Source organism: Rhizobium phaseoli (assembly GCF_003985125.1).
Classification (GTDB): domain Bacteria; phylum Pseudomonadota; class Alphaproteobacteria; order Rhizobiales; family Rhizobiaceae; genus Rhizobium; species Rhizobium phaseoli.
In genome coordinates, this window is record NZ_ML133566.1 from 345,576 (window position 1) to 368,525 (window position 22,950).

Below are 22,950 nucleotides of genomic sequence, written 5' to 3' on the forward strand. Positions count from 1 at the left end.
AACCACACGTTTAACGTGCGGCTGCGGGATAGGGGATAGTAATATTGCGTTCGGGCTGGTCGGCCGAAAACGAGGATCGACCGCCAGCCTGGCACGGAAGGCCGATGAAGGCGCCGCATGAACGCGGTACCTGCAGCGGAGTTCTGCGCCGGTCCCTTCGGGGGCAGTGTTTGAGTGAACCGGCAGGCGAGCGGCTTCATGAGGATGCCGCCAGCCCGTCAAAGGCGGGGAATGCTCGGGCGGCTGTTTAGCGGAGGCCGCCCGGTGGAATTGAAAGGCGGCACTATGCAGATGAATACGATGACGGCAGGCGGGCACGACAACGGGGATGCGGCACCGCAGGCGTTCGGCTCCATTCGCCTGGAAATGGGGGAAGTAAAGGCGGAAATGAAGCAGAGCATATTGTTTGAGCGCGTCAGCGCGCGCTTGAAGGCCCAGGTCGGACCTGACGTCTATGCCAGCTGGTTTGCCAGGTTGAAGCTGCATTCGGTATCGAAGAGCGTCGTTCGCCTGTCGGTTCCCACGACCTTCCTGAAGTCGTGGATCAACAATCGTTATCTCGATCTCATCACCGGTCTGTTCCAGGCTGAAGATCCGGAAATTCTCAAGATCGAAATTCTGGTGCGCACGGCAACGCGCAGCGGCATGAAGGCTGCCGACGAGGTGGTCCAGCCCGAGCCGGCCGCTCCCGCGCAGATGCGCCGCCCGGCGAGCGCCCAGCCGGCCAGCCAGGCCGTCCAGCAGGCAGTTTCGGCTGTCGCCGCCGCAAGGCCGGCAAGCCTGGGTTCGCCGCTGTTCGGTTCGCCGCTCGATAGCCGTTTCACCTTCGATACCTTCGTGGAAGGCAGCTCGAACCGCGTCGCACTTGCAGCTGCCAAGACGATCGCGGAAGCCGGATCCGGCGCCGTGCGCTTCAATCCGCTCTTCGTCCATTCGACGGTCGGGCTCGGCAAGACCCACCTGCTGCAGGCGATCGCCAATGCGGCGGTGCAGAACCCGCGGGCTCTGCGCGTCGTCTATCTGACGGCGGAATATTTCATGTGGCGCTTCGCCACCGCGATCCGTGATAACGACGCGCTGACGCTGAAGGATTCGCTGCGCAACATCGACCTCTTGATCATCGACGACATGCAGTTCCTGCAGGGCAAGATGATCCAGCACGAATTCTGCCATCTCCTCAACATGCTGCTCGACAGCGCCAAGCAGGTCGTCGTCGCCGCCGACCGCGCGCCCTGGGAGCTGGAATCGCTCGATCCCCGCGTCCGTTCGCGCCTGCAGGGCGGTGTGGCGATCGAACTCGACGCGCCGGATTACGAAATGCGTCTCGAAATCCTCAAGCGGCGCCTTGCGGCCGCCCGCCAGGAGGATCCGTCGCTGGAAATCCCGGCCGATCTGCTCCAGCACGTCGCCCGCAACATCACGGCCAGCGGCCGCGAACTAGAAGGCGCCTTCAACCAGCTGATCTTCCGCCGCTCCTTCGAACCGAACCTGTCGATCGAGCGCGTCGACGAACTGCTCGCCCATCTCGTCGGCTCCGGCGAACCGCGCCGCGTGCGCATCGAGGATATCCAGCGCATCGTCGCCCGGCATTACAATGTCTCGCGCCAGGAGCTGGTCTCCAATCGCCGCACCCGCGTCATCGTCAAGCCGCGCCAGATCGCCATGTATCTGTCGAAGACGCTGACGCCACGCTCCTTCCCCGAGATCGGCCGCCGTTTCGGCGGGCGTGATCACACGACCGTGCTGCACGCCGTGCGCAAGATCGAGGAGCTGATTTCGGGAGACACCAAGCTTTCGCACGAAATCGAGCTGCTGAAGCGGCTGATCAACGAATAATTGGTGGATTTTCGAGGAAATTCGACGGCCGGGAGCGATTCCGGCCGTTTTCCTTTATAAGCTTTTTATTCTATACCTCCGCCCATCCCGTGCATGTCCGATTTGGAGCGGCACGCATCGGGCAAAAACGAAAGCGCCGAAGCGGGCGCGTGGGAGGATATGCATGAGTTTCAAAAAGATTGCCGTTCTCGGCCTGGGCAAGGTCGGACGGCTGGCGGCGACGCTGTTGCATGAAGGCGGCTTCGAGGTCATCGGCGTCGATGCGCAATTGCCGCTGGGCGATCTGCCCTTCCGGTGCCGCACCGGCGATATCTCCGATCCCCAGGTGATTGGCGAACTGCTCTCCACTGTCGAGGCGGTGCTCTCCTGCCTTCCCTACCATCTGAACATCGAACTGGCCCGCGCCGCCCATCTTGCCGGCATCCATTATTTCGATCTGACCGAAGACGTTCCGACCACCAATTTCATCATCGAACTGTCGAAGACCGCCCGCGGCCTGATGGCGCCGCAATGCGGCCTGGCGCCGGGTTTCGTCGGCATCGTCGGTGCAAGCCTCGCCGACGGCTTCGATCGCTGCCGCTCGATCCGCATGCGCGTCGGCGCCCTGCCGCAGCATCCGACCGGCCTTCTCGGCTATGCATTCAACTGGTCGCCGGAAGGCGTCGTCAACGAATATCTGAATGATTGCGAGGTCATCGAGGGCGGTGTGCGCAAGCTGGTCTCGCCGATGGAATGGCATGAGACGGTCTATGTCGGCGGCGTCAAGCTCGAAGCCTTCACCACTTCGGGCGGGCTTGGCACCATGTGCGACACCATGCTCGGCAAGATCGACAATCTCGACTACAAGACCATGCGTTATCCCGGCCATATGGAACTGATGAACTTCTTCTTCCATGAGCTCTTGATGCGCGACAAGCGCGCACTCGCCGGCGAGATCCTGACCAATGCCAAGCCGCCGGTTGAAGACGATGTCGTCTATGTCCATGTCGCCGCCGAAGGGACGGAGAATGGCAGCCTGCGCCGCAAGGAGTTCGTGCGCGCCTATTATCCGATCGAGATTGCCGGCGCCCGCCGCACGGCGATCGCCTGGACGACCTCGGCTTCGGTCGTCGCCGTCATCGAGATGGTCCGCGACGGGTTGCTGCCGGCGACCGGCTTCCTGCACCAGGAGCATATTCCGCTGGAGATGTTCCTGAAGACGCCGACCGGCAGCCTGTTCAAGGCGGGCGCCACCAATCACGGCTGAAGATGATTTCGGCGCGGCGGTAAGGTCATCGCCGCGCCGAAAACAATCAGTTGTCCTCAGTCAGCAGGCGAGATCGGCGACGACGGAATCGAGGATCAGCATGCCGGATGGCGTGCAGCGCAGCCGTGAATTGCCGATCCGCTCGATGAATTTGTGTTCGAGCAAAAACTCTTCGCGCTTCGGGTCCAGCTCGCGACCGGAAAGCTGCTGCCAGCGGGCGAGATCGACACCTTCCCGGAGACGCAGCCCCATCAGCAGCAATTCGTCGGACTGCTCCTCGTAGCCGAGCCGCTCCTCGTCGAGAATGCCGTGGCCGTCGCGCTCGACCATCTCGAGCCAGGCTTCCGGCCTGCGCTCTGTTGCCGTCGCGATCTTCTCGCGGCCGCGCGTCAGCCGGCCGTGCGCGCCCGGGCCGATGCCGGCGTAATCGCCGTAACGCCAATAGGTCAGATTGTGCCGGCTTTCCGCACCCGGCCGGGCGTGATTGGAGACCTCATAGGCGGGCATGCCCTCACGCGCAGTGATCTCCTGCGTCGCCTCATAGAGCACAGCCGATTGCTCGCCATCCGGCACGATCAGCTTGCCCGCCTTGTGCAGGCCGTAGAAGGGCGTGCCTTCCTCGATAGTCAGCTGGTAGAGCGACAGATGGTCGACCGCATAGGAGATCGCCTGCTTCAGCTCGCTTTCCCATTCCTCGACCGTCTGGTCCGGCCGGGCATAGATGAGATCGAAGGACATGCGCGGAAAAATCTCGCGCGCCAGCCGGATCGCCTTCAGCGCATCGGCGACATCATGCAGCCGGCCGAGAAATTTCAGGTCCCGGTCGTTCAGCGCCTGCACGCCGAGCGACACGCGGTTGACGCCGGCCGCCCGGTAGCCGCGGAAGCGCTCGGCCTCGACGCTCGACGGATTGGCCTCCATGGTGATCTCGATGCCGGCGGGCACGTGCCAGTGCCGGGCAATGCCGTCGAGAATGGCGGCAACCGTTTCCGGCTTCATCAGCGAGGGCGTGCCGCCGCCGAGGAAGATGCTCGTCACGGTCTTCGGCCCGCTCATCGCCCGCACCGCTGCCGTCTCCTTCAGAAAGGCGGCGGCAAAGCGTTCCTGATCCACCGGCTGGTGGCGCACATGGCTGTTGAAGTCGCAATAGGGACACTTCGCCGCGCAGAAGGGCCAATGGACATAGACGCCGAAGCCGGGCTCGCCGGTATCGGGCAGCAGCGCCGCATCGCGCGGGGAGCCTGGCGTGTCGAAATTGTCCACGTGGTGACCTTATGCCTCCAGGCAGGTTTCGACGAAGAGTTTGAAGGCGCGCGCCCGGTGCGACAGCGCCTGCGGCTTGCCGATATTCCAGCCGTGTTTTTCCTCGCCGCTCATCTCGCCGAAGGTAACGCCGTAACCCTCCGGCTGGAAGACCGGATCGTAGCCGAAGCCCTGCGTGCCGCGCGGCGGCCAGACGACGTTGCCTTCCACTTCGCCGCGGAAGAGTTCGGTATGCCCGTCCGGCCAGGCGAGGCAGAGCACGCTGACGAAACGTGCGGTGCGCTGTTCGGGCGCCGTGGCGCCTGCATCCTGCAGCGCCTTTTCCACCTTGGCCATCGCCATGTCGAAATCGCGCGTGCCGTCGGCTTTTTCTGCCCAATTGGCGGTGTAGACGCCGGGATCGCCGCCGAGCGCATCGACCACCAGTCCGGAATCGTCCGACAGCGCCGGCATGCCGGCGGCATTGGCGGAGGCGACCGCCTTGATCGTCGCATTCTCCTCGAAGCTGGTGCCGGTCTCGTCGGGCTCGACGAAATTCAGCTCGGCGGCCGATTTGGCGGTGAAGCCGAGCGGCCCGATCAGTTCCTGGATCTCGCGGATCTTGCCGGCATTGTGGCTGGCGACGACGATGGTCTTCGTTTCAAGCTTGCGCATTCAGATATCCTGTTCGATGCCCCAGATTTTGGCCTCCGCGCATTCCAGGCTGTTACCTTCAGGATCGCGGAAATAGATCGAGCGGCCGCCGTTCGGCCAATGCACCTCGGATTCGATCGCCACACCTGCCGCTTTCAGCCGTTCGGCCATCGCATCGATATTGCGGCCGGAGACCCGGAAGCAGGCATGGCCCTCGCCTGATGTGCCGTGCGGCGGCACCTGCAGGGCATTGGGCGCCGGCGGCTTTACCGTTTCCTCGGGATTGAAGATCAGCAGCACGCCGGGGCCGCAGCGGAAGAAGACATGCCGGTTGCCCGCTCGGCTGATCTTTTCAAGGCCGAGAACGTCTTCGTAGAAGGTCTCGGCCTTGTCGAGATCGCGCGCATAGAGCGCCGTTTCCAGCATGCCTTCCAGCATGGGGTTCATCCCGCAATCGCCTGTTTCTGCAGGGCGACGAGTTCGCCGATGCCGTTCTTGGCAAGACCCATCAGCGAGGTGAATTCCTCTTCGGTGAACGGCGTGCCTTCGGCCGTGCCCTGGATCTCGACGATGCCGCCGGCGCCGGTCATGACGAAATTGGCATCGGTCTCGGCCGAGGAATCCTCGAGATAGTCGAGGTCGATCACCGCCTGGCTGGCGAAGACGCCGCAGGAGATGGCGGCGACGTGATCCTTGAGCACCCGGTCGACCTTGATCATATTGCGGCTTTCCATCCATTTCAGGCAATCGTAAAGCGCGATCCAGCCGCCGGTGATCGACGCGGTCCGCGTGCCGCCATCGGCCTGGATGACATCGCAATCGAGCGTGATCTGCCGTTCGCCGAGCGCCTGCAGGTCGACGACGGCGCGCAGCGACCGGCCGATCAGCCGCTGGATTTCCTGGGTGCGGCCGCCCTGCTTGCCGGCGGCGGCCTCGCGCTTCATGCGTTCGCCGGTTGCCCGCGGCAGCATGCCGTATTCGGCCGTCACCCAGCCCTTGCCGGTATTGCGCAGCCACGGCGGCGTCTTGTCCTCGAGGCTTGCGGTGCAGAGCACATGCGTATCGCCGAACTTGACCAGGCAGGAGCCTTCCGCATGCTTGGAAAAGTTGCGCTCGAACGAGACCTTGCGCATCTGGTCGGTTTTTCTGCCTGAAGGCCGCATTCTTATCTCCTGGAGTTGCTGACCGCTTCTACGATTGGCCGCGCCCATTTGCAAATTCCCTTTTGCCACGGGGGCGAGTTTGACTATATTTTCGAAAGCATCATCAGTGTGGGTTCGAGAGGTTCATGGGCATCAGGTCGACGTCGGTTTCGGATGCCGTTGCTGTGCTGGACGAGCGCTCCCGGGAGATCTTTCGCCGCATCGTCGAGGGGTATCTGGAAAGCGGCGAACCGCTCGGCTCGCGCAATCTGTCGCGCCTCCTGCCGATGTCGCTGTCGCCCGCCTCGGTGCGCAACGTCATGAGCGATCTCGAAGAGCTCGGCCTGATCTATTCGCCGCATATCAGCGCCGGCCGGCTGCCGACCCAGATCGGCCTGCGCTTCTTCGTCGATGCCTTCATGCAGGTCGGCGATCTCTCCGCCGAGGACCGCGCCAATATCGACCGCCAGGTGCGGGCCGAAAGCGGCGGCAATCCGGTGGAATCGATGATGAATGAGGCGAGCCGCATGCTATCGGGCATTTCGCGCGGCGCCGGCCTCGTCATCACTTCGAAGAGCGATCCGGTGCTGAAGCATGTCGAGTTCATCCGGCTCGAGCCGACAAAGGCGCTCGCCGTGCTTGTCGGCGATCACGACCAGGTGGAAAACCGCATCATCGAGCTGCCGGCCGGCGTCACCTCCTCGCAGCTGACGGAGGCGGCGAATTTCCTCAATGCCCATATGTCCGGCCAGACGCTGCCGGAGCTGCGCAAGCAACTCAGCCGGCTGAAGGACGATGTCCGCCACGAGCTCGATGCGCTGTCGCGCGATCTGGTCGAGCGCGGCATCGCCGTCTGGGCCGGCAGCCCGGACGAGGGAAAGCCCGCCCAGCTGATCATTCGCGGCCGCGCCAACCTGCTCGAAGGCCTTGGCGGCGCCGAGGATCTCGACCGGCTGCGCATGCTGTTCGACGATCTGGAAAAGAAGGACAGCCTGATCGAGATCCTCAATCTGGCCGAAAGCGGCTCGGGCGTGCGCATCTTCATCGGCTCGGAAAACAAGCTCTTCTCGCTGTCCGGCTCGTCGCTGATCGTCGCGCCCTATCGCGACGAGGATGATCGGATCGTCGGCGCCGTCGGCGTCATCGGCCCGACGCGGCTCAATTATTCCCGCATCGTGCCGATGGTGGATTACACGGCCCAGCTCGTCTCCCGCCTGTCGCGCAATCCGCTTTGACACGCTTTAGCTCTTTGTTTTGATGCGTGTCGTTGTCCCGGAACCGCGGCACACTTCCGGGCGACAGGCATGAGCGGACAACTCCACGGAATTTTCGCTTCTTTGTCACGCAGACTTGATTTTTTTCGGTCAAACCTCGATATCGGGCGCATCTGAAGACACCAACCGGAGACCGTCATGACCGATGAAACGACGAAAAACGGACCTGACGCAACTGCGGCCGATGCCGCAGCCGACGCTGCCGCCTACGTCGAGAACGATACCGTGCAGGAAGAGACCGCCCAGCCAGACCCGCTTGAGCTTCTGAAAGCCGAAAACAGCGAGCTGCGCGACCGCTACCTGCGCCTTGCCGCCGAGATGGACAATCTGCGCCGCCGCACCGAGCGCGAGGTCAAGGACGCCAAGTCCTATTCCGTCGCGGGTTTCGCCCGCGACATGCTCGCCGTCTCCGACAATCTGCGCCGGGCGCTGGATGCCATCTCTCCGGAGGCCAAGGCCACGGCCGATGCCGGCCTGACCACGCTGATCGAGGGTGTGGAGATGACCGAACGCGCCATGCTGTCGGCGCTCGAACGCCATGGCGTGCGCAAGCTAGAGCCGGTCGGCCAGAAGTTTGATCCGAATTTCCATCAGGCGATGTTCGAGGTGCCGAACCCTGAGGTGGCGAACAACACGGTCGTCCAGGTCGTGCAGGCAGGCTTCACCATCGGCGAGCGCGTGCTGCGCCCGGCCATGGTCGGTGTCGCCAAGGGCGGCCCGAAGCCGGCCGAAGCTGAAACCAACTCCGTCTTCGACGAGAAGGACGCCTAAGATCGCTTCCTTCCCCTCTCTTGGGGAAGGAAAACCAAAAGATCAGATGCGGGCGAAGCGTTCGATCAGCAGATCGAAGAAACCGTCCGCATCGACATGGCGCATCACCTTCGCATTGCGCTTGCGCTCCGTCACATGCCACCAGTCGACCACGGTCATGCCGACGGTGAGTTCAGATTGGACCTCGATCTCGACATTGCAGTCCCGGCCGTTGAAAAGCTCCGGCTTCAACAGATAGGCGACCACCGTCGGATCGTGCAGCGGCCCGCCGTCGGAGCCGTATTTCTCGATATCGAAGCGTTCGAAGAATTCCAGCATCTCGACCATCGCCTGGGCTGGCGCCGTACCGATCTCGGCCATGCGCTTCACCCGGTCCTTGCGGGTCAGCAATTGATGCGTCACGTCGAGCGGCATCATCACGATCGGCACGCCCGAGCGGAAGACGATGTCGGCGGCCTCAGGATCGACATAGATGTTGAACTCGGCCGCCGGCGTGATGTTGCCGCCCTCGAAGAAGCCGCCGCCCATCATCACCAGTTCGCGGATGCGCGGGATGATGTCGGGCGCCTTCTGGAAGGCCATGCCGATATTGGTGAGCGGCCCGAGCGTGCAGAGCGTCACCGTGCCTGCCGGCTCTTGGCGCAGCGTCTCGATGATGAAATCGACGGAATGGGCCGGCTGCAGCGCCATCGTCGGCTCGGCGAGCGCGGGTCCGTCGAGGCCGGTCTTGCCGTGCACATGCTCCGCCGTCACCAGCTTGCGGGCAATCGGCCTGTCGGCACCGGCGAAGACCTTCGTCTCCGGCCGGCCGCAAAGCTCGCAGACGATGCGCGCATTGCGGCTCGTCAGCGAAAGCGGCACATTGCCGGCGACCGTCGTGATCCCCAGTACCTCCAGCTCGTCGGGGCTGCCGAAGGCCAGCATGATGGCGGCCGCGTCGTCCTGGCCGGGATCCGTGTCGATGATGATTTTTCTTGCGCTTGCCATGACCGTCCCGTCCTCGCCATGCCTGTTGCTGCGGCATGCACTACTTGTTCATTTCCCGTCACAAATCAGCACATTTCGCACGGGTACGTTTTGATGCGAGGCGATAGGCGCTTTGTCAAGCAAGGAGACGCAAGCCGTCGATCTGAACTGGAGAGATCCTTAAGTCCGCAACGGGTCGCCGACAGGCCGCCTGTGCCTTGCAGCGTCGGCATCCTGTCCCCATATTAGCGGCATCCGGATGCTGCGCTTGAGGTCCGGGATGGTCGCTTGCATCAAGGACTTGAAAAGAGATGAGCCGCATTACCCCTTTCGCCAGTCCGCTGCTTCTGGGCTTCGATGCCATGGAAAAGACGCTGGAGCGCATTTCCAAGGCGAGCGACGGATATCCGCCCTACAATATCGAACGCATCGCCGCCGACAGCGGCGCGCCGGAACGTCTGCGCATCACCCTTGCCGTCGCCGGCTTCAGCGAGGAGGAGCTAGACGTCACCACCGAGGAGAACCAACTGGTCATCCGTGGCCGCCAGGTGGAGCAGGGCGAGCGGGATTATCTCTATCGCGGCATCGCCGCCCGCCAGTTCCAGCGCACCTTCGTTCTTGCCGACGGCATGCAGGTACTCGGCGCCGGCCTGAAGAACGGCCTGCTCTCCGTCGATCTAATTCGGCCGGAACCTGCGCGCATGGTCAAGAAAATTAACATTTCGGTTTCACAGTAGCACAACGGTTTGTCGAACCGTTGGTCCCTTCTTCCGGAGGAACAGGAATGTTGATGAAAGAAGCCACGTCTCACTTGACCAAATCCGAGCTTGCCCACATCGGCAACGGCGAGGTCGCCTATATCAGGAAAATGCGCACCGAAGAGGTCGCCAAGTGTTTCCCCGAGGCGCCGGATATCGATCCGAACGTCGATCTCTGGGCGCTCTTCGGCGCCGACGGCACGCCGATTCTCTTGACGGACAACCGCTCCAGCACCTTCTTCAAGGCGGCCGAGGACGAACTGAAGACGGTCAGCCTGCACTGACCGTCAGATAGCGCCTAATTGTCGCGACGCTGCTTCACTAGTCGCCGTTGCTGCTGTGCCTGCGGCCCCCTCATCCGGCCCTTCGGGCCACCTTCTCCCCGAGGGGAGAAGAGGGAGCAAGCTGTGCTAACACCGCCTAAAACGAACGTGTCTGCTTAAAGGCATTCCGTCCAATGCGGGCGATGGCGAAGCGGCATTCTCCCTCTTCTCCCCAACGGGGAGAAGGTGGCCCGAAGGGCCGGATGAGGGGGCCGCAGGCACGCCCGTCACTACTGCCCTTTAGCCACCGTTGAAACTGAGATCTTCCGGAACGTCAAATAAGCCGAAGACCGGCCTTCGCGCCGTGCCTTCGCCTCGTAGCGCGTGCTCGGCCAGCCCTCGAAGGGCGTCAGCCAGTCGGCGGCATTGTCGGCGATCCAGTCGAAGCCGCCGTGGTCGCGGCATTTGAGCAGCGTCCAGTTCACATAGGTGTCGATGTCGGAGGCGAAGCAGAACAGGCCGCCGGGCTTCAGCACGCGATGAAAGCGGTCGAGATTGGTCTTCGAGACGAAGCGGCGTTTCCAGTGTTTCCGCTTCGGCCAGGGATCGGGATAGAGCAGATCGATCTGGTCGAGCGACGCGTCCGGCAGCCAGTCGAGCAGCTGCGTCGCATCGTCGTTGTAGACACGGATATTGCGCGCCCCCGTCTCGCCGATGCGCGACAACAGCTTCTGCATGGAGTTGACGAAGGGCTCCACGCCGATGAAGCCGGTCGAAGGCCTTTCCAGGGCGCGGTGCATCAGATGCTCGCCGCCGCCGAAACCGATTTCCAGCCGTAACGTTTCGACAGGAACCGGAAAGAGAGAGGTCAGCGGCTCCGGAGGAGCCGCCGAGAGGTCGACGAGGAATGCCGGGAGCAGGCTGTTTAGCGTCTCGGCCTGCTGTTCGCGCAGGGCCTTGCCCTTGCGGCGACCGAAAAAGGCTTCGGTCGCCCGGCCCCGGCGTTCCATATCCGTCATGCAGCAGCCTTGGTCTTGACGGCTTCCTTCAGCGCCTTGACGAGGTCGGTGCGCTCCCAGGAGAACGAGCCGTCGCGGCCGGCCTTGCGGCCGAAATGGCCGTAGGCCGAGGTCTTGGCGTAGATCGGCTTGTTGAGGTCGAGGTGACGGCGGATGCCCGACGGCGACAGATCCATGTTCTCGCGGATCGCCGCTTCGACCTGGTCTTCCGAAACGTCCTTGCCGGTGCCGTGCAGATCGACATAGATCGACAGCGGCTGAGCGACGCCGATCGCGTAGGAGAGCTGGATCGTGCAGCGGTCGGCAAGGCTGGCGGCCACGACGTTCTTGGCGAGGTAGCGGGCGGCATAGGCGGCCGAACGGTCGACCTTGGTCGTGTCCTTGCCGGAGAATGCGCCGCCGCCATGCGGAGCCGCACCGCCGTAAGTGTCGACGATGATCTTGCGGCCGGTGAGGCCGGCGTCGCCATCCGGGCCGCCGATGACGAACTTGCCGGTCGGGTTGATGTACCACTTGCAATCATCGGCAATCTTCAGCTCGCCGAGCGCTTCGCGGATATAGGGCTCGACGACGGCGCGGACCTTGTTGGAATCCCAGCTGTCGTCGAGATGCTGGGTCGAAAGTACGATCGAGGTCGCTTCCGACGGCTTGCCGTCGACATAACGCACCGTCACCTGGCTCTTGGCGTCCGGGCCGAGCTTGGCGACTTCGCCATCACCCTTCTTGCGGGCGGTTGCGAGCAGCTGCAGGATCTTGTGGGAATAGTAGATGGGGGCCGGCATCAGGTCCGGCGTTTCCTTGCAGGCATAACCGAACATGATGCCCTGGTCGCCGGCGCCCTCGTCGCCCTGCTGATCGGCGGCGCTATCGACGCCCTGGGCGATGTCGGCCGACTGCGAGTGCAGGAGCACGTCGATCTTTGCCTTCTTCCAGTGGAAGCCGTCCTGCTCGTAGCCGATATCCTTGATCGCACGGCGGGCAGCGGCCTTGAACTTCGACGGGTTGATGACGTCGTTGCCGTCCTTGTCCTTCTTCATCAGGCTCGGCGGCAGGCGAACTTCGCCGGCGATGACGACGCGGTTGGTCGTCGCCAGCGTCTCGCAGGCAATGCGCACGCCCCACGGATTGACGCCGGTCTTGGCCGCTTCGCGGTAGACCAGGTCGACGATCTCGTCGGAGATGCGGTCACACACTTTGTCCGGGTGACCTTCGGCAACAGATTCGCTGGTAAAGAGATAATTCGCGCGCATTCCGGGATTCCCCTCAAAGAATAATAGCCTGCTAGTAGGTACTCAGTTCATGCGCCGATGACAAGCGCAGAAGGACATAAATATATCTTTATATCTGCCGTAAAGTGACAAATTTTGCCCCAAAAACGCAAAAAAGCGGCCTTTCGGCCGCCTTTCCATTCCGGTGAAGGGCGCTGTGATCAGTCGGCGTCGGCTTCGGCGGCAAGCGCCTTGACCAGTTCCACGACCTTGCGGCGAACCTTGGGATCGGAAATCTTCACGAAGGCGCGGTTGAGCTGCAGGCCTTCGGAGGAAGAGAGGAAGTCGACGACATAATTCGAGCTGGAGGCTTCGGCCATGCCGCCGATGGCGCCGGAATGTTCGCCGGGCGCATCCTCGAAGAAGAAGGAGACCGGAACATTCAAAATGCTCGAGATGTTCTGCAGACGGCTTGCGCCGACGCGGTTGGTTCCCTTTTCATATTTCTGGATCTGCTGAAAGGTGATGCCGAGGCTTTCGCCAAGCTTTTCCTGGCTCATGCCCAGCATCGTTCGGCGAAGGCGAATGCGGCTGCCAACATGGATGTCGATCGGATTCGGCTTCTTTTTGTTTTCAATCATGGTCGTGCCCTAGCTACGAATTTCAACCTGTTTCTAACCGGCATGCCCCTGATCCATCCCAAAACGCCACGTTGCAGTCAGTGGGAACCCACCTTCCAACATACGTTAAGAACGCCGATTGTCATCACTATGCAATTTTAGGGGTTTTTGGTCAATTCAACCCTAAAATAAAACCTCCGCGCGAGATCAGCGCAATCAAAATCAGCAGAGCCTCGGTCAACCAGAAGTATGTCTGGCGGGGGTATGTGCTTCCGAACCCTTCACTGAGGCTATCGACAGTTGCATCAATAAAGCCGGTTTCTCCAAGATCGAGGCCGGCGATTATTTCTCCATGCGCGTTCACTAGCGCCGAAATGCCGCTATTGGCATCGCGAATCAGCGGCAGGCCGGTCTCGACCGCCCGCACCCGCGCCTGCAGGAAATGTTGGTAGGGGCCGGGCGTCATGCCGAACCAGGCATCATTGGTGAGATTGAGGAGGGCGTTGGCGTCTTTGATGTCGCGGGTCATTTCATCAGGAAAAATGATCTCGTAGCAGATCAGCGGATAAAGATTGAGCCCGCCGGGCAGCGCCAGCAGGTGCCGGCTTGCGGCGGCCGAAAACCCGCCCGGTACCTCGACGACGTTCTGGATGCCGAGTTCGGTGAGCAGCTCCTCGAGGGGCAGATATTCGCCGAAGGGCACCAGATGCACCTTGTCGGAGGCGGCGATGATCTGGCCGCGGCCATCGATGACATAGATGGAATTGTAGTAGCGCACCGGCGTGCCCGGTCCCATCTCCTCGGCGCGCACCGCGCCGGCGATCAGGATCTGGTCGTCGTCGAGCGTATCGGCGATCCGCGTCAGGGCATCCTGGTTGTCGGTCAGGATGAAGGGGATCGAGGTTTCCGGCCAGACGATGATATTGGGCTTGCGCCCGCCATTCCTCGGCGCCTCGGCCGAAAGCTTCAGATGCGTCTCGAAGATCGCATTGCGATCGGCGTCATTGTCCATCTTCGCCGCCTGGTCGATATCAGGCTGTACCAGCCGCACCACGGGCCGCTTGTCCTCGGGCAGCGGCGCGGGCCGTGGCGCCAGATAGAGAGCGTAGGCGCCGTAGCCGAGATGGGCGGCAAACAGCGCGACGGCCAGCGCAAGGCCGGTGCGAGCGCCCTGCCGGGTCCCGACAAGGGCGGGGGCGGAAAAGACGAAGACGGCAAGGGCGGTGACGCCCATCGCCCCGATCACATGCGCCGACTGCATCATCAGCGGCACCGGCATCAGGCCGTAGCCGATGGCGTTCCAGGGGAAACCGGTGAGGATGACGCTGCGAAGCCATTCCATCAGCCCGAAGCCAGCCGCAAGTGCGGCGATCCGCCCCATGCCGTCGGACCAGAAGATGCGGGCCAGCGCAACAGCCAGCCCGTAGAAAATCGCCAGACAGGCCGGCAGACCGAGGATGGCGAGCGGCAGTGCCCAGGCGAACTCCTCCGAATCGACGAGCAGCGCGTGGCCGAGCCACCAGAGGCCGGTGACGAAATAGCCGAAGCCGAACAGCCAGCCGACCGCAAAGGCCGGCCACAGCCTGCCGATCAGGCCGCTTTCAGGAGAAGCCGCCGCTCCGTCTATCAGCCAGACGAGCAGCGTGAAGGAGAGAAACATCGCCGCGAAAAAGCCGAAGGGCGGCAGCGCCAGCACGGCGAATGCCCCTGCGCCGATCGCCAGCAACGACCGTTTGAACCCCCAGACGAGGATAATCCTGTCCGCAAGCCGCTCCATGCGCACTCCCATCAAGCCGCGAATCAACCCTTCCGCAGTCTTTCAAAAAAGCGGCTCTTTGTCCTGTTAATGCATGTCACCAGGAACCGCGCAGCGGTTCCTGACGACATGTTCAAGCAAGGGACTAGTTGGCGGTCGATTCAGTCGGCCGGTCGTCGCCGGTCTCGGAGCCGGGCGTGATATCGCCGGCCTCCTTGGCGCGGCGGCGGATCGCGTGGCGCTTGCGGGTGATGCGCAGCCGTTTGATGCGGCGCGGATCGGCGTCGAGGATGTGGAACTCGAAATTCGGCAGCGCCTGAACGACCTCGCCGCGCACCGGAATGCGGCCGAGCGCCGAGAAGATCAGCCCGCCCAGCGTATCGACTTCGTCGACCTGCTCGCTGATGTCGAAATCCGGCCCGATCGCCTCGGCGATTTCTTCCAGCTCGACGCGGGCGTCGGCGACGAAGACGTCTTCGGCGACGCGCTTGAACATCACCTCTTCGTCGTCATGTTCGTCATCGATGTCGCCGACCACCATTTCGACGATGTCCTCATGCGAGGCGAGGCCGTCGGTGCCGCCATATTCGTCGATGACGAGCGCCATCTGCGTGCGGTTCACCTGCATCCGGCGCAGCAGGTCGGAGGCCAGCATCGACGGCGGTACGAACAGGATCTTGCGGATGATGCCGGCCTCCTCCAGCGTCTTCTGCAGATCGACGCGGGCGAGATCGAAATTCTGCTTGGCCGAACGCGGCGGCTTCTGGATGTTCTCAGGCGCGACGTCGATCGCCGGCACGGCGACGGCCGGTTTTGCCGGACCGCGGCGCTTGTTGCGCGCCTGCTTGGCGACATAGGACAGCAGGTCGCGGATATGCACCATGCCGCGCGGATCGTCGAGCGTATCGGCATAGACGGGCATGCGCGAGCGGCCGGATTCCTCGAACAGGATCATCAGTTCGCCGATGGTGATGTTCTGGTCGACCGCCTCGATATCGGCGCGCGGCACCATCACGTCGGCGACGCGCACCTCGCGGAAGCGCAGGATATTATGCAGCATCGCCCGCTCGTCGGGCGAAAAGGCATCATCGCCGGCCGCGTCGGTCATCAGCGCGTCGGCCAGATCCTCGCGCAGTCGCGAGCCCTGCTGCGGACGGAGAATGCGCGCGGCGCGCGACCAGAAGGATTGGGATCGGCCGGATGGCCGACTACTACTGCCCGCCTCGTCCGAAGAAGAGGATGGCTCGGAGTCCTTGGCGTCTGCCGCCGGCTTCGTCGTAAAGTCGCTCATGGTTCCATTTTAAGGTCTTGACCCTCGTAAGGATCAGATAGGCCGAGCTGCGCCAAAATGCGAGTCTCCAGCCCCTCCATAATTTCGGCTTCGGCACTATTCATATGGTCGTAGCCGAGAAGATGCAAGAAACCGTGCACCAGAAGATGGGTCAGGTGGTCGTCGAAACTCTTTTCGAGCTCATGCGCCTCCCGCTCCACCGTCTCCCGGGCGATGATGATGTCGCCGAGCATCGGGCCGGGCATTTTGCCCGGCTGCACCGGAAAGGCCGGAAAGGAGAGCACGTTGGTCGCCTTGTCCTTGCCGCGCCACTCGGCGTTGATGTCCTGGATCGAGGCGTCGTCGGTAAAGACCAGCGACACTTCGGGCGGCATCGTCGGGAAGGGCTGCTTTTCGCTGTCGCGCAGATAGACCGCCGCTGCCCCGAGCACGCGGCCGCAAAAGGCCAGCAGCGTCTCCTCCTCGGGCCAGCCGATGTTCTCGATGCTGATCTGGATGTCGAGCTCGGCCATCAGTCCTGCCGGCTGACGTCTTCAGCGTCGACGGCATAGGTGGAATCATAGGCCCTGACGATGCGCCCGACCAGCGGATGACGCACGACGTCGGTATCCTTGAAGCGCACGATCGAGATGCCCTCGACGCCGTTCAGCAGCTGCAGGGCCTCGACGAGGCCGGATTTGACGCCGCGCGGCAGGTCGATCTGGCTCGGGTCGCCGGTGACGATCATCCGGGCATTCTCGCCGAGGCGCGTCAGGAACATCTTCATCTGCATCGACGTGGTGTTCTGCGCTTCGTCGAGGATGATCGCGGCATTGGCGAGCGTGCGGCCGCGCATGAAGGCGAGCGGCGCGATCTCGATGACGCCGGCGGTGATCGCCCGGTCGACCTTGTCGGCGGGGATCATGTCGTAGAGCGCGTCATAGAGCGGGCGAAGATAGGGATCGACCTTTTCCTTCATGTCGCCGGGCAGGAAGCCCAGGCGCTCGCCGGCCTCGACGGCCGGACGCGACAGGATGATTTTTTCGACGGCGCCGCGCTCCAGCAACTGGGCGGCATGGGCGACGGCGAGATAGGTCTTGCCGGTGCCGGCCGGGCCGACGCCGAAGACCAGTTCGGAGCGTTCCAGCGCCCTGATATAGGCGTCCTGGGTCGGCGTGCGGGCGATGATCGTCTTCTTGCGGGTGGAAACCTGCGCCATCGTCAGCTTGGCCTTGCGCTCCATGGTCGGCAGGCTGAGCTGATCGTCGGCGGCGACCGCCATGCGGATTGCGCCCTCGACGTCGGATCGTTCCACGCTGCCGCCTTTCTGAAGCTTTTCATAGAGATAGTCGAGCGTGCGCCGCGCCTGGTTGGTGGTCACGACATCACCCGAGATGACGACGGAATTGCCGCGCGCCCGCGCATCGATGTTCAGCCGCTCCTCGAGCAGCTTCAGGTTCTGGTCGAATTGACCGAAGAGCTCGCTGGCGAACCGATTGTTCTCGAACGTCAGGACGAAGTGATTGGTGTCGCTCGGCGTGCGGGGGTGGCGCGGTGAAGAAGAAACCAATTCTTGTCCGTTCAAGCGGTCGGGCTCCTTGGGTTAGACCGCAGCCTCTGCGCGTTCGGCAAACAGGCTGTTCGTTCCGGTTCCGGTGATTCGCACTTTAATAATGTCACCGATTTGCGATGCTTTTGCATCAACATTCACTGATTGAAGCCAGGGAGAACGTCCGATTAGCTGGCCGGGCATGCGGCCGGGCTTTTCGAGCAGCAGATCGATCTCCTTGCCGATGCAGGATTCGGCAAATTCCTGCTGCTGCTTCAAAAGAAGCGCTTGCAGGCGTTCCAGCCGTTCTGCCTTGATTTCTTCCGGCACCTGGTCCTTCAGTTCCGCGCCGGGGGTGCCCGGCCGTGTCGAGTATTTGAACGAGAAGGCCTGCGCGTAGCGCACCTCCTCCACAAGTTTCAGTGTATCCTCAAAATCCGCGTCTGTCTCCCCCGGAAAGCCGGTGATGAAATCGCCCGACAGCGCGATGTCGGGCCGCACGGTGCGGATGCGTTCGATCAGCGAGAGATATTCGGCGGCCGTGTGGCGCCGGTTCATCGCTTTCAGGATGCGGTCGGAGCCCGATTGCACCGGCAGGTGCAGATAGGGCATCAGCGCCCTCAGGTCGCGATGCGCCTCGATCAGCCGGTCGTCCATGTCGCGCGGATGGCTGGTGGTATAGCGCAGCCGGGCGAGGCCGGGGATTTCGGCCAGGCGGTAGAGCAGGTCGCCGAGGCTCCATGCCTCGCCCCGCGGTCCGGCGCCGTGCCATGCATTGACGTTCTGGCCGAGCAGGGTGATCTCGCGCACCCCGGCTTCGACCAGCTTTTCGGCTTCCTCGACGATCTGGGAAACCGGCCGCGACACTTCCGAGCCGCGTGTGTAGGGCACGACGCAGAAGGTGCAGAACTTGTCACAGCCCTCCTGCACCGTCAGGAAGGCGGTGACGCCGCGGGCGCGGATCTTCCGGCTCTCGGCGATCGGCAGATGCTCGAACTTGTCCTCAATCGCATATTCGGTGTCGACGACGCGCTGGCCCTGTTGGGCGCGGCGCAGCGCTTCCGGCAGGCGATGATAGGTCTGCGGACCGATGACGACGTCGACGGCGGGTGCGCGGCGCAGGATCTCCTCGCCTTCGGCCTGGGCGACGCAGCCGGCAACGCCGATCATCATCTCCCGGCCGTCCGCCGCCTTCTTTTTCTTCATCTCGCGCAGCCGGCCGAGCGCGGAATAGACCTTCTCGGCCGCCTTTTCGCGGATATGGCAGGTGTTGAGAAGGACGAGGTCGGCCTCTTCCATGTCTTCCGTCGGCTCGTAGCCGTCGCGGGCGAGCGCATCGCTCATGCGCGTGGAATCATAGACGTTCATCTGGCAGCCATAGGTCTTGATGAAGACCTTGCGGCTGTTGGAGCCGTCGCGGAGCATCGGCTCCGGGGCCTGGAGAAGGGCGCTGTCCTGTGTCATGGCGGCTATGTAGTGGTTTTTGCCGTCCGAGAAAATCAAAATCTTGTTTTAGCAGCCGCGCAAAAGTGTGGAGCGACCCTGAGGCAGCGACATGCGCGAAAACCAGGAGCGCAAGCGCAACGGGCGCATCCGAAGATCGCGGTGCGCTTCAGGAAATTTCCCGCCCGCGCAGGCGGCTGTTCAGGAGGTTGCGGATGCGCGAGGCGATCGTCGCGCTCACCTCCTTGCGGTTGGTGTCGGCGCGGTATTCCACCGCTTCACCGAAGGAAACCTCCGCATCGAGGGCGCCGCATCTGACGATGTCGATCAGATGCGGTAGGAGCTCGATATCACCCGGCCAGGCGGCGAGCGGCCGGTGATAGCGTCCCATGGCGATGCCGTGTACGCGGGTATAGGCGATCGCTACCGGCTGCACCACGACGGTTCCCGTCGGCGAGGCGGGAACCGCCATCGCGGCGGCGCCGAACAGCGAGGATTTCACCTCCAGCAGCCGGTTACCGTCCGAGGTCGTGCCCTCGGGGAAGAGCACGATGATTTCGCCGTCGGCCATGCGCCCGGCGATCTCATTGGCCTGATGGCCGGTTTTGCGCCTCTCCTCGCGCACGACGAAGACGCTTTTCTGCAGCTTGGCGAGCGTGCCGAAGATCGGCCAGTCGGCCACCTCGATCTTGGCGATGAAGGCGACGTCGGCGACGGCCGACATCACCATGATATCCATCCAGGACGAATGGTTGGAACAGAGCATCAGCGGCCGCCGGCCTTCCAGCCTGCCGGTGACGCGCACGCGGATGCCGAGGCAGTAGCAGATGATGCGGTGCCAGACCCTCGGCAGCCGTCGGCGCAGCCGCCAGTCGAAACGCAGCGCCAAGAGCTGCAGCGGTATGAGCACGATGCTGACGGCAAGGATGACGGCCGCAGCCAAGACAATGCGCAGCCAGACGATCAAATGTGCTGCTCCCGGGCGGCCATCGCTTCAGAGATCGTCCTTCTTCAACGGAATGCCGTAGAGCTCCAGGCGATGGTCGACCAGCTGGAAGCCATGCTCGCGGGCGATGCGCTCCTGCAGCGCCTCGATCTCCGGCGAGCGAAATTCGATCACCGTGCCGGTCTTCAGGTCGATGAGGTGATCGTGATGCTCTTCCGGCACGGTTTCGTAGCGCGAGCGCCCGTCGCGGAAGTCGTGGCGGGCGATGATGCCGGCATCCTCGAACAGTTTGACGGTGCGATAGACGGTCGAGATCGAAATTTTCGCATCGACCTTCACCGAGCGGCGGTAGAGCTCTTCGACGTCGGGATGATCTGCCGAATCCTCCAGGATACGCGCGATCACGCGGCGCTGCTCGGTCATGCGCATGCCGCGTTCGGCGCAAAGCTCCTCAAGGGTCTTGGCTACATCAGACATGGCCCGCCTTCACACTCGCGTTTCGACAACGCCCGCACGGTCATCGCGCCGGCCGGCCTGTCATCTCCTGCCAGGGAACTACCGAAGAACGCGCTTCATGACAAGCGCCGTGGAAAGGGCGCCGTTTTCCTGCTTGTAGTAGCCTTGGCGCTCGCCGACCTTCTCGAAGCCGAGCTTGCGATAAAGGCCGAGGGCGGCCGTATTGCCGTTATCGACCTCGAGAAACATGCTCTCGCCGCCGCGCGCCCGCGCTTCCCGCATCGCTGCCTGCATCAGCCGCCAGCCGAGCCCGGCGCGCGCTGCCTTGGCCTGGACGGCGATCGTCAGGATTTCCGCCTCGCCGGCGACCTGACGGGCAAGGATGAAGCCGGGGAGCGGCTTCTTCAGGATAGCATTGGTCTGGCGCGCGACGAAGCCGAACACCGTCTCCTGCGACAGCAGGCTGTGAAATTCGCCGTCACCCCAGGGCCTGGCAAAACGCTCGCCGTGCAGCACGGCGACATCGCGGCAATCCTCGCGCTCCATGGCGATGATCTCGAATTCCGGCTTCAGCGTCAGATAGGCTTCCAGCATGGTCACACTCGTCGCGCAATCGCATATCCGGCCTGCGGTTTGGCATCCGGTCCGCGCAGATAAAGGGGCTTTGGCTTTCCGGCATCGGCCGAGGCAGCAGCACCGAGGCGCGCCACCACCGAAATCGGAAACACGTTGGCATGGTCGCCGCCGGCGCCCGCCTTCAGCAGCGGCGTTGCCGAACCGGTGATCTCGCCGTCGAAGCCGGCGGCGAAAGCCTGCGCATCGGCGACGCTCGCCGCCCGCGGTGCATCGAGCGGCGAACCATCCGCGGCAAAGGACTGGAGGTAGATTTCGTCCCGCTTGGCGTCCATTGCCGCAAGCACGGCGCGGCCGGGTGTCCTCTCCCGTTCGGCGGCCGCCATCACTTCGAGCGTGGTGACGCCGACGACGGGGATTTGCAGGGACAGGGCAAAGCCGCGGGCTGCGGCCACGCCGACGCGGATACCGGTAAAGGAGCCAGGGCCAACGGTGACGGCAAGGCGGTCGACCTCAGAAAGCGTCATATCGGCCTGACCGAGCGCACGGTCGACGATACCGATCAGATGTTCAGCATGCCCCTTGCCGATCATGTCCGATGCCTCCCCCAGCACCGTATTCCTGCCGCTGTCATAAACGGCGGCAGAGCAATCTACACCTGCCGTGTCGAGCGCCAGAACGATCATGCCATCAATTTCCGAATAAACTCTTGTCGCTAACCATAAATCCGTCCGGCCGAACGAGAGATGAACGGCCCGAACGAATTCGAGATTTTCAAGCGGCAATCACTTCCTGCACTTCGGGTACGAAATGGCGCAGCAGGTTCTGGACGCCGTGCTTCAGCGTCGCCGTCGAAGACGGGCAGCCGGAGCAGGAGCCCTTCATATTGAGATAGACCTTGCCGTCCTTGAAGCCGCGGAAGGTGATGTCGCCGCCGTCCTGGGCAACGGCCGGGCGCACGCGGGTCTCCAGAAGTTCCTTGATGGTCAGCACGATCGATTCGTCGCCTTCGTCAAAGAACTCGTCGCCGGCATCGGCGTCTTCGGACAGAATCGAAGCGTCGCCCATGACCGGCTTGCCGGACATGAAATGCTCCATGATCGAGCCCAATATAGCCGGCTTAAGATGCTGCCATTCAGCATTGTCCTTGGAGACGGAAATGAAATCATAGCCGAAATAGACCCCGGTGACGCCGGGTATTTCGAACAGCCGGGCGGCAAGCGGCGAGGCTTCGGCCTCCGCGGCGCTGCGGAATTCGGCGGTGCCGTTTTCCATGACCACCTTGCCCGGCAGGAACTTCTGGGTGGCGGGATTCGGCGTGGCTTCGGTCTGAATGAACATCTGGCTCTCCATGCGGCAGGCCCGTGACCTCGGCCGTCTTTAGAATTCTTCAAAAGAAAATAGGCCCATTGCCTGATCTAATCAAGAGACTTGTACTCAAGAAATAGGCTCAGCAGAGCGCATCGATTTCCTCGTTCGTCAGCGTATCCGGCAGCACGGTGACTGGAATCGGGAACGCCGCCGCGCGTCCGGCGACCGACGAAACCAGCGGTCCCGGACCCTCCTTCGCCGAACCGGCGGCAAGAACCAGGATCGCCACGTCGCGGTCTTCCTCGATCACGGCGTTGATCTGCTCGGCCGCACTGCCTTCGCGGATGACGATCTCGGGCTCGATGCCGATCGTCTCGCGCACGATCTGGGCGATCTTGGCGACCGTTGCCTCGGCTTCCTCGCGCGCCTCGGCCCGCATGATCTCCTCAACGCCGAGCCATTGCTGGAAATCGCCGTTGGGGATCACATAGAGCAGCACCAGGCCGCCATTGGAATTCTTCGCGCGCCGGCCGGCATAATGAACGGCGCGCTGGCATTCGGGGGTCCCGTCGATCACCGCCATGAACTTGCGCCGGTGACCTTCGAGCCGTGAGAGTCGCTTCGATACCATGGGGCGGACTCTGACA

At 62.9% G+C, this 22,950-nt stretch carries 25 protein-coding genes; 6 read left to right on the forward strand and 19 right to left on the reverse strand.

Annotated features, from left to right (window positions below; all coding sequences use genetic code 11):
- Positions 1-285 precede the first annotated feature (285 nt).
- Positions 286-1,836 (forward strand): chromosomal replication initiator protein DnaA, encoded by a 1,551-nt coding sequence (gene dnaA / locus EFD56_RS04855; RefSeq protein ID WP_037142973.1) that lies wholly within the window; start codon positions 286-288, stop codon positions 1,834-1,836.
- Between the two features lie 163 nt (positions 1,837-1,999).
- A complete protein-coding gene (locus tag EFD56_RS04860) occupies positions 2,000-3,082 on the forward strand; it encodes a saccharopine dehydrogenase family protein (RefSeq protein ID WP_037142974.1) in 1,083 nt (360 codons plus the stop codon).
- Between the two features lie 60 nt (positions 3,083-3,142).
- On the opposite strand, the gene hemW is transcribed toward EFD56_RS04860, so the two are convergent.
- From hemW to rph, 4 genes are read right to left on the reverse strand one after another with little or no spacing between them, the layout of a single operon-like run.
- Complete coding sequence (hemW, locus tag EFD56_RS04865) at positions 3,143-4,345, reverse strand: radical SAM family heme chaperone HemW (RefSeq protein ID WP_126904831.1); 1,203 nt, start codon at positions 4,343-4,345, stop codon at positions 3,143-3,145.
- A gap of 9 nt (positions 4,346-4,354) precedes the next feature.
- Positions 4,355-4,999: an RdgB/HAM1 family non-canonical purine NTP pyrophosphatase gene (rdgB, locus tag EFD56_RS04870; protein WP_037142977.1), complete on the reverse strand. Its 645-nt coding sequence runs from the start codon at positions 4,997-4,999 to the stop codon at positions 4,355-4,357.
- A complete protein-coding gene (locus EFD56_RS04875; protein ID WP_064821228.1) occupies positions 5,000-5,425 on the reverse strand; it encodes a VOC family protein in 426 nt (141 codons plus the stop codon). It lies immediately after the preceding gene.
- Positions 5,422-6,141, reverse strand: coding sequence for a ribonuclease PH (rph, locus tag EFD56_RS04880; protein WP_010024267.1), 720 nt, complete (start codon positions 6,139-6,141; stop codon positions 5,422-5,424). The genes EFD56_RS04875 and rph overlap by 4 nt, the downstream gene beginning before the upstream one ends.
- A gap of 125 nt (positions 6,142-6,266) precedes the next feature.
- Here rph and hrcA point away from each other — a divergent pair, with 125 nt between their 5' ends.
- Both hrcA and grpE read left to right on the forward strand, forming a co-directional pair.
- Positions 6,267-7,355 (forward strand): heat-inducible transcriptional repressor HrcA, encoded by a 1,089-nt coding sequence (hrcA, locus tag EFD56_RS04885; RefSeq protein WP_010032692.1) that lies wholly within the window; start codon positions 6,267-6,269, stop codon positions 7,353-7,355.
- A 177-nt stretch (positions 7,356-7,532) separates the two neighbouring features.
- Entirely contained in the window at positions 7,533-8,165 is a 633-nt protein-coding gene (gene grpE, locus EFD56_RS04890; RefSeq protein ID WP_037118320.1) for a nucleotide exchange factor GrpE, read from the forward strand.
- A gap of 42 nt (positions 8,166-8,207) precedes the next feature.
- On the opposite strand, the gene EFD56_RS04895 is transcribed toward grpE, so the two are convergent.
- Positions 8,208-9,152 (reverse strand): nucleoside hydrolase, encoded by a 945-nt coding sequence (locus EFD56_RS04895; RefSeq protein WP_126904832.1) that lies wholly within the window; start codon positions 9,150-9,152, stop codon positions 8,208-8,210.
- A gap of 290 nt (positions 9,153-9,442) precedes the next feature.
- On the opposite strand from EFD56_RS04895, the gene EFD56_RS04900 reads away from it, so the two are divergent.
- Complete coding sequence (locus EFD56_RS04900) at positions 9,443-9,868, forward strand: Hsp20 family protein (protein WP_010004745.1); 426 nt, start codon at positions 9,443-9,445, stop codon at positions 9,866-9,868.
- 47 nt (positions 9,869-9,915) lie between these two features.
- Positions 9,916-10,173 carry a BQ00720 family protein gene (locus tag EFD56_RS04905; protein WP_008524631.1) on the forward strand — a complete coding sequence of 86 codons (258 nt, stop codon included), beginning with the start codon at positions 9,916-9,918 and terminating at the stop codon, positions 10,171-10,173.
- 269 nt (positions 10,174-10,442) lie between these two features.
- Here the strand turns inward: EFD56_RS04905 and trmB are convergent, their stop codons facing one another.
- From trmB to EFD56_RS04975, 14 genes are all read right to left on the reverse strand, one after another.
- Positions 10,443-11,171: a tRNA (guanine(46)-N(7))-methyltransferase TrmB gene (gene trmB, locus EFD56_RS04910; RefSeq protein ID WP_126904833.1), complete on the reverse strand. Its 729-nt coding sequence runs from the start codon at positions 11,169-11,171 to the stop codon at positions 10,443-10,445.
- Entirely contained in the window at positions 11,168-12,421 is a 1,254-nt protein-coding gene (gene metK / locus EFD56_RS04915; protein WP_126904834.1) for a methionine adenosyltransferase, read from the reverse strand. Before metK ends, trmB begins: the two co-directional genes overlap by 4 nt.
- A gap of 179 nt (positions 12,422-12,600) precedes the next feature.
- A complete protein-coding gene (locus tag EFD56_RS04920; RefSeq protein ID WP_004679846.1) occupies positions 12,601-13,020 on the reverse strand; it encodes a helix-turn-helix domain-containing protein in 420 nt (139 codons plus the stop codon).
- 151 nt (positions 13,021-13,171) lie between these two features.
- Positions 13,172-14,776 carry an apolipoprotein N-acyltransferase gene (gene lnt, locus EFD56_RS04925; RefSeq protein ID WP_126904835.1) on the reverse strand — a complete coding sequence of 535 codons (1,605 nt, stop codon included), beginning with the start codon at positions 14,774-14,776 and terminating at the stop codon, positions 13,172-13,174.
- 124 nt (positions 14,777-14,900) lie between these two features.
- Entirely contained in the window at positions 14,901-16,046 is a 1,146-nt protein-coding gene (locus EFD56_RS04930) for a hemolysin family protein (RefSeq protein WP_126904836.1), read from the reverse strand.
- Positions 16,043-16,558, reverse strand: a complete 516-nt coding sequence (ybeY, locus tag EFD56_RS04935; RefSeq protein ID WP_012482413.1) for an rRNA maturation RNase YbeY — start codon at positions 16,556-16,558, stop codon at positions 16,043-16,045. The genes EFD56_RS04930 and ybeY overlap by 4 nt, the downstream gene beginning before the upstream one ends.
- Positions 16,558-17,610, reverse strand: coding sequence for a PhoH family protein (locus EFD56_RS04940; RefSeq protein ID WP_004679840.1), 1,053 nt, complete (start codon positions 17,608-17,610; stop codon positions 16,558-16,560). Before EFD56_RS04940 ends, ybeY begins: the two co-directional genes overlap by 1 nt.
- Before the next feature lie 18 nt (positions 17,611-17,628).
- Positions 17,629-19,038 (reverse strand): tRNA (N6-isopentenyl adenosine(37)-C2)-methylthiotransferase MiaB, encoded by a 1,410-nt coding sequence (gene miaB / locus EFD56_RS04945; protein ID WP_126904837.1) that lies wholly within the window; start codon positions 19,036-19,038, stop codon positions 17,629-17,631.
- 148 nt (positions 19,039-19,186) lie between these two features.
- Complete coding sequence (gene olsA, locus EFD56_RS04950) at positions 19,187-19,984, reverse strand: lyso-ornithine lipid O-acyltransferase (RefSeq protein WP_126904838.1); 798 nt, start codon at positions 19,982-19,984, stop codon at positions 19,187-19,189.
- Positions 19,985-20,011: 27 nt separating this feature from the next.
- Complete coding sequence (locus EFD56_RS04955) at positions 20,012-20,440, reverse strand: Fur family transcriptional regulator (RefSeq protein WP_010004259.1); 429 nt, start codon at positions 20,438-20,440, stop codon at positions 20,012-20,014.
- Positions 20,441-20,518: 78 nt separating this feature from the next.
- Positions 20,519-21,013, reverse strand: a complete 495-nt coding sequence (locus EFD56_RS04960; RefSeq protein ID WP_004679835.1) for a GNAT family N-acetyltransferase — start codon at positions 21,011-21,013, stop codon at positions 20,519-20,521.
- Positions 21,014-21,015: 2 nt separating this feature from the next.
- Entirely contained in the window at positions 21,016-21,678 is a 663-nt protein-coding gene (tsaB, locus tag EFD56_RS04965; RefSeq protein WP_126904839.1) for a tRNA (adenosine(37)-N6)-threonylcarbamoyltransferase complex dimerization subunit type 1 TsaB, read from the reverse strand.
- Between the two features lie 88 nt (positions 21,679-21,766).
- Positions 21,767-22,333: a NifU family protein gene (locus tag EFD56_RS04970; protein WP_010005468.1), complete on the reverse strand. Its 567-nt coding sequence runs from the start codon at positions 22,331-22,333 to the stop codon at positions 21,767-21,769.
- A gap of 109 nt (positions 22,334-22,442) precedes the next feature.
- A complete protein-coding gene (locus EFD56_RS04975) occupies positions 22,443-22,934 on the reverse strand; it encodes a universal stress protein (protein WP_004679831.1) in 492 nt (163 codons plus the stop codon).
- Between the last annotated feature and the right edge of the window lie 16 nt (positions 22,935-22,950).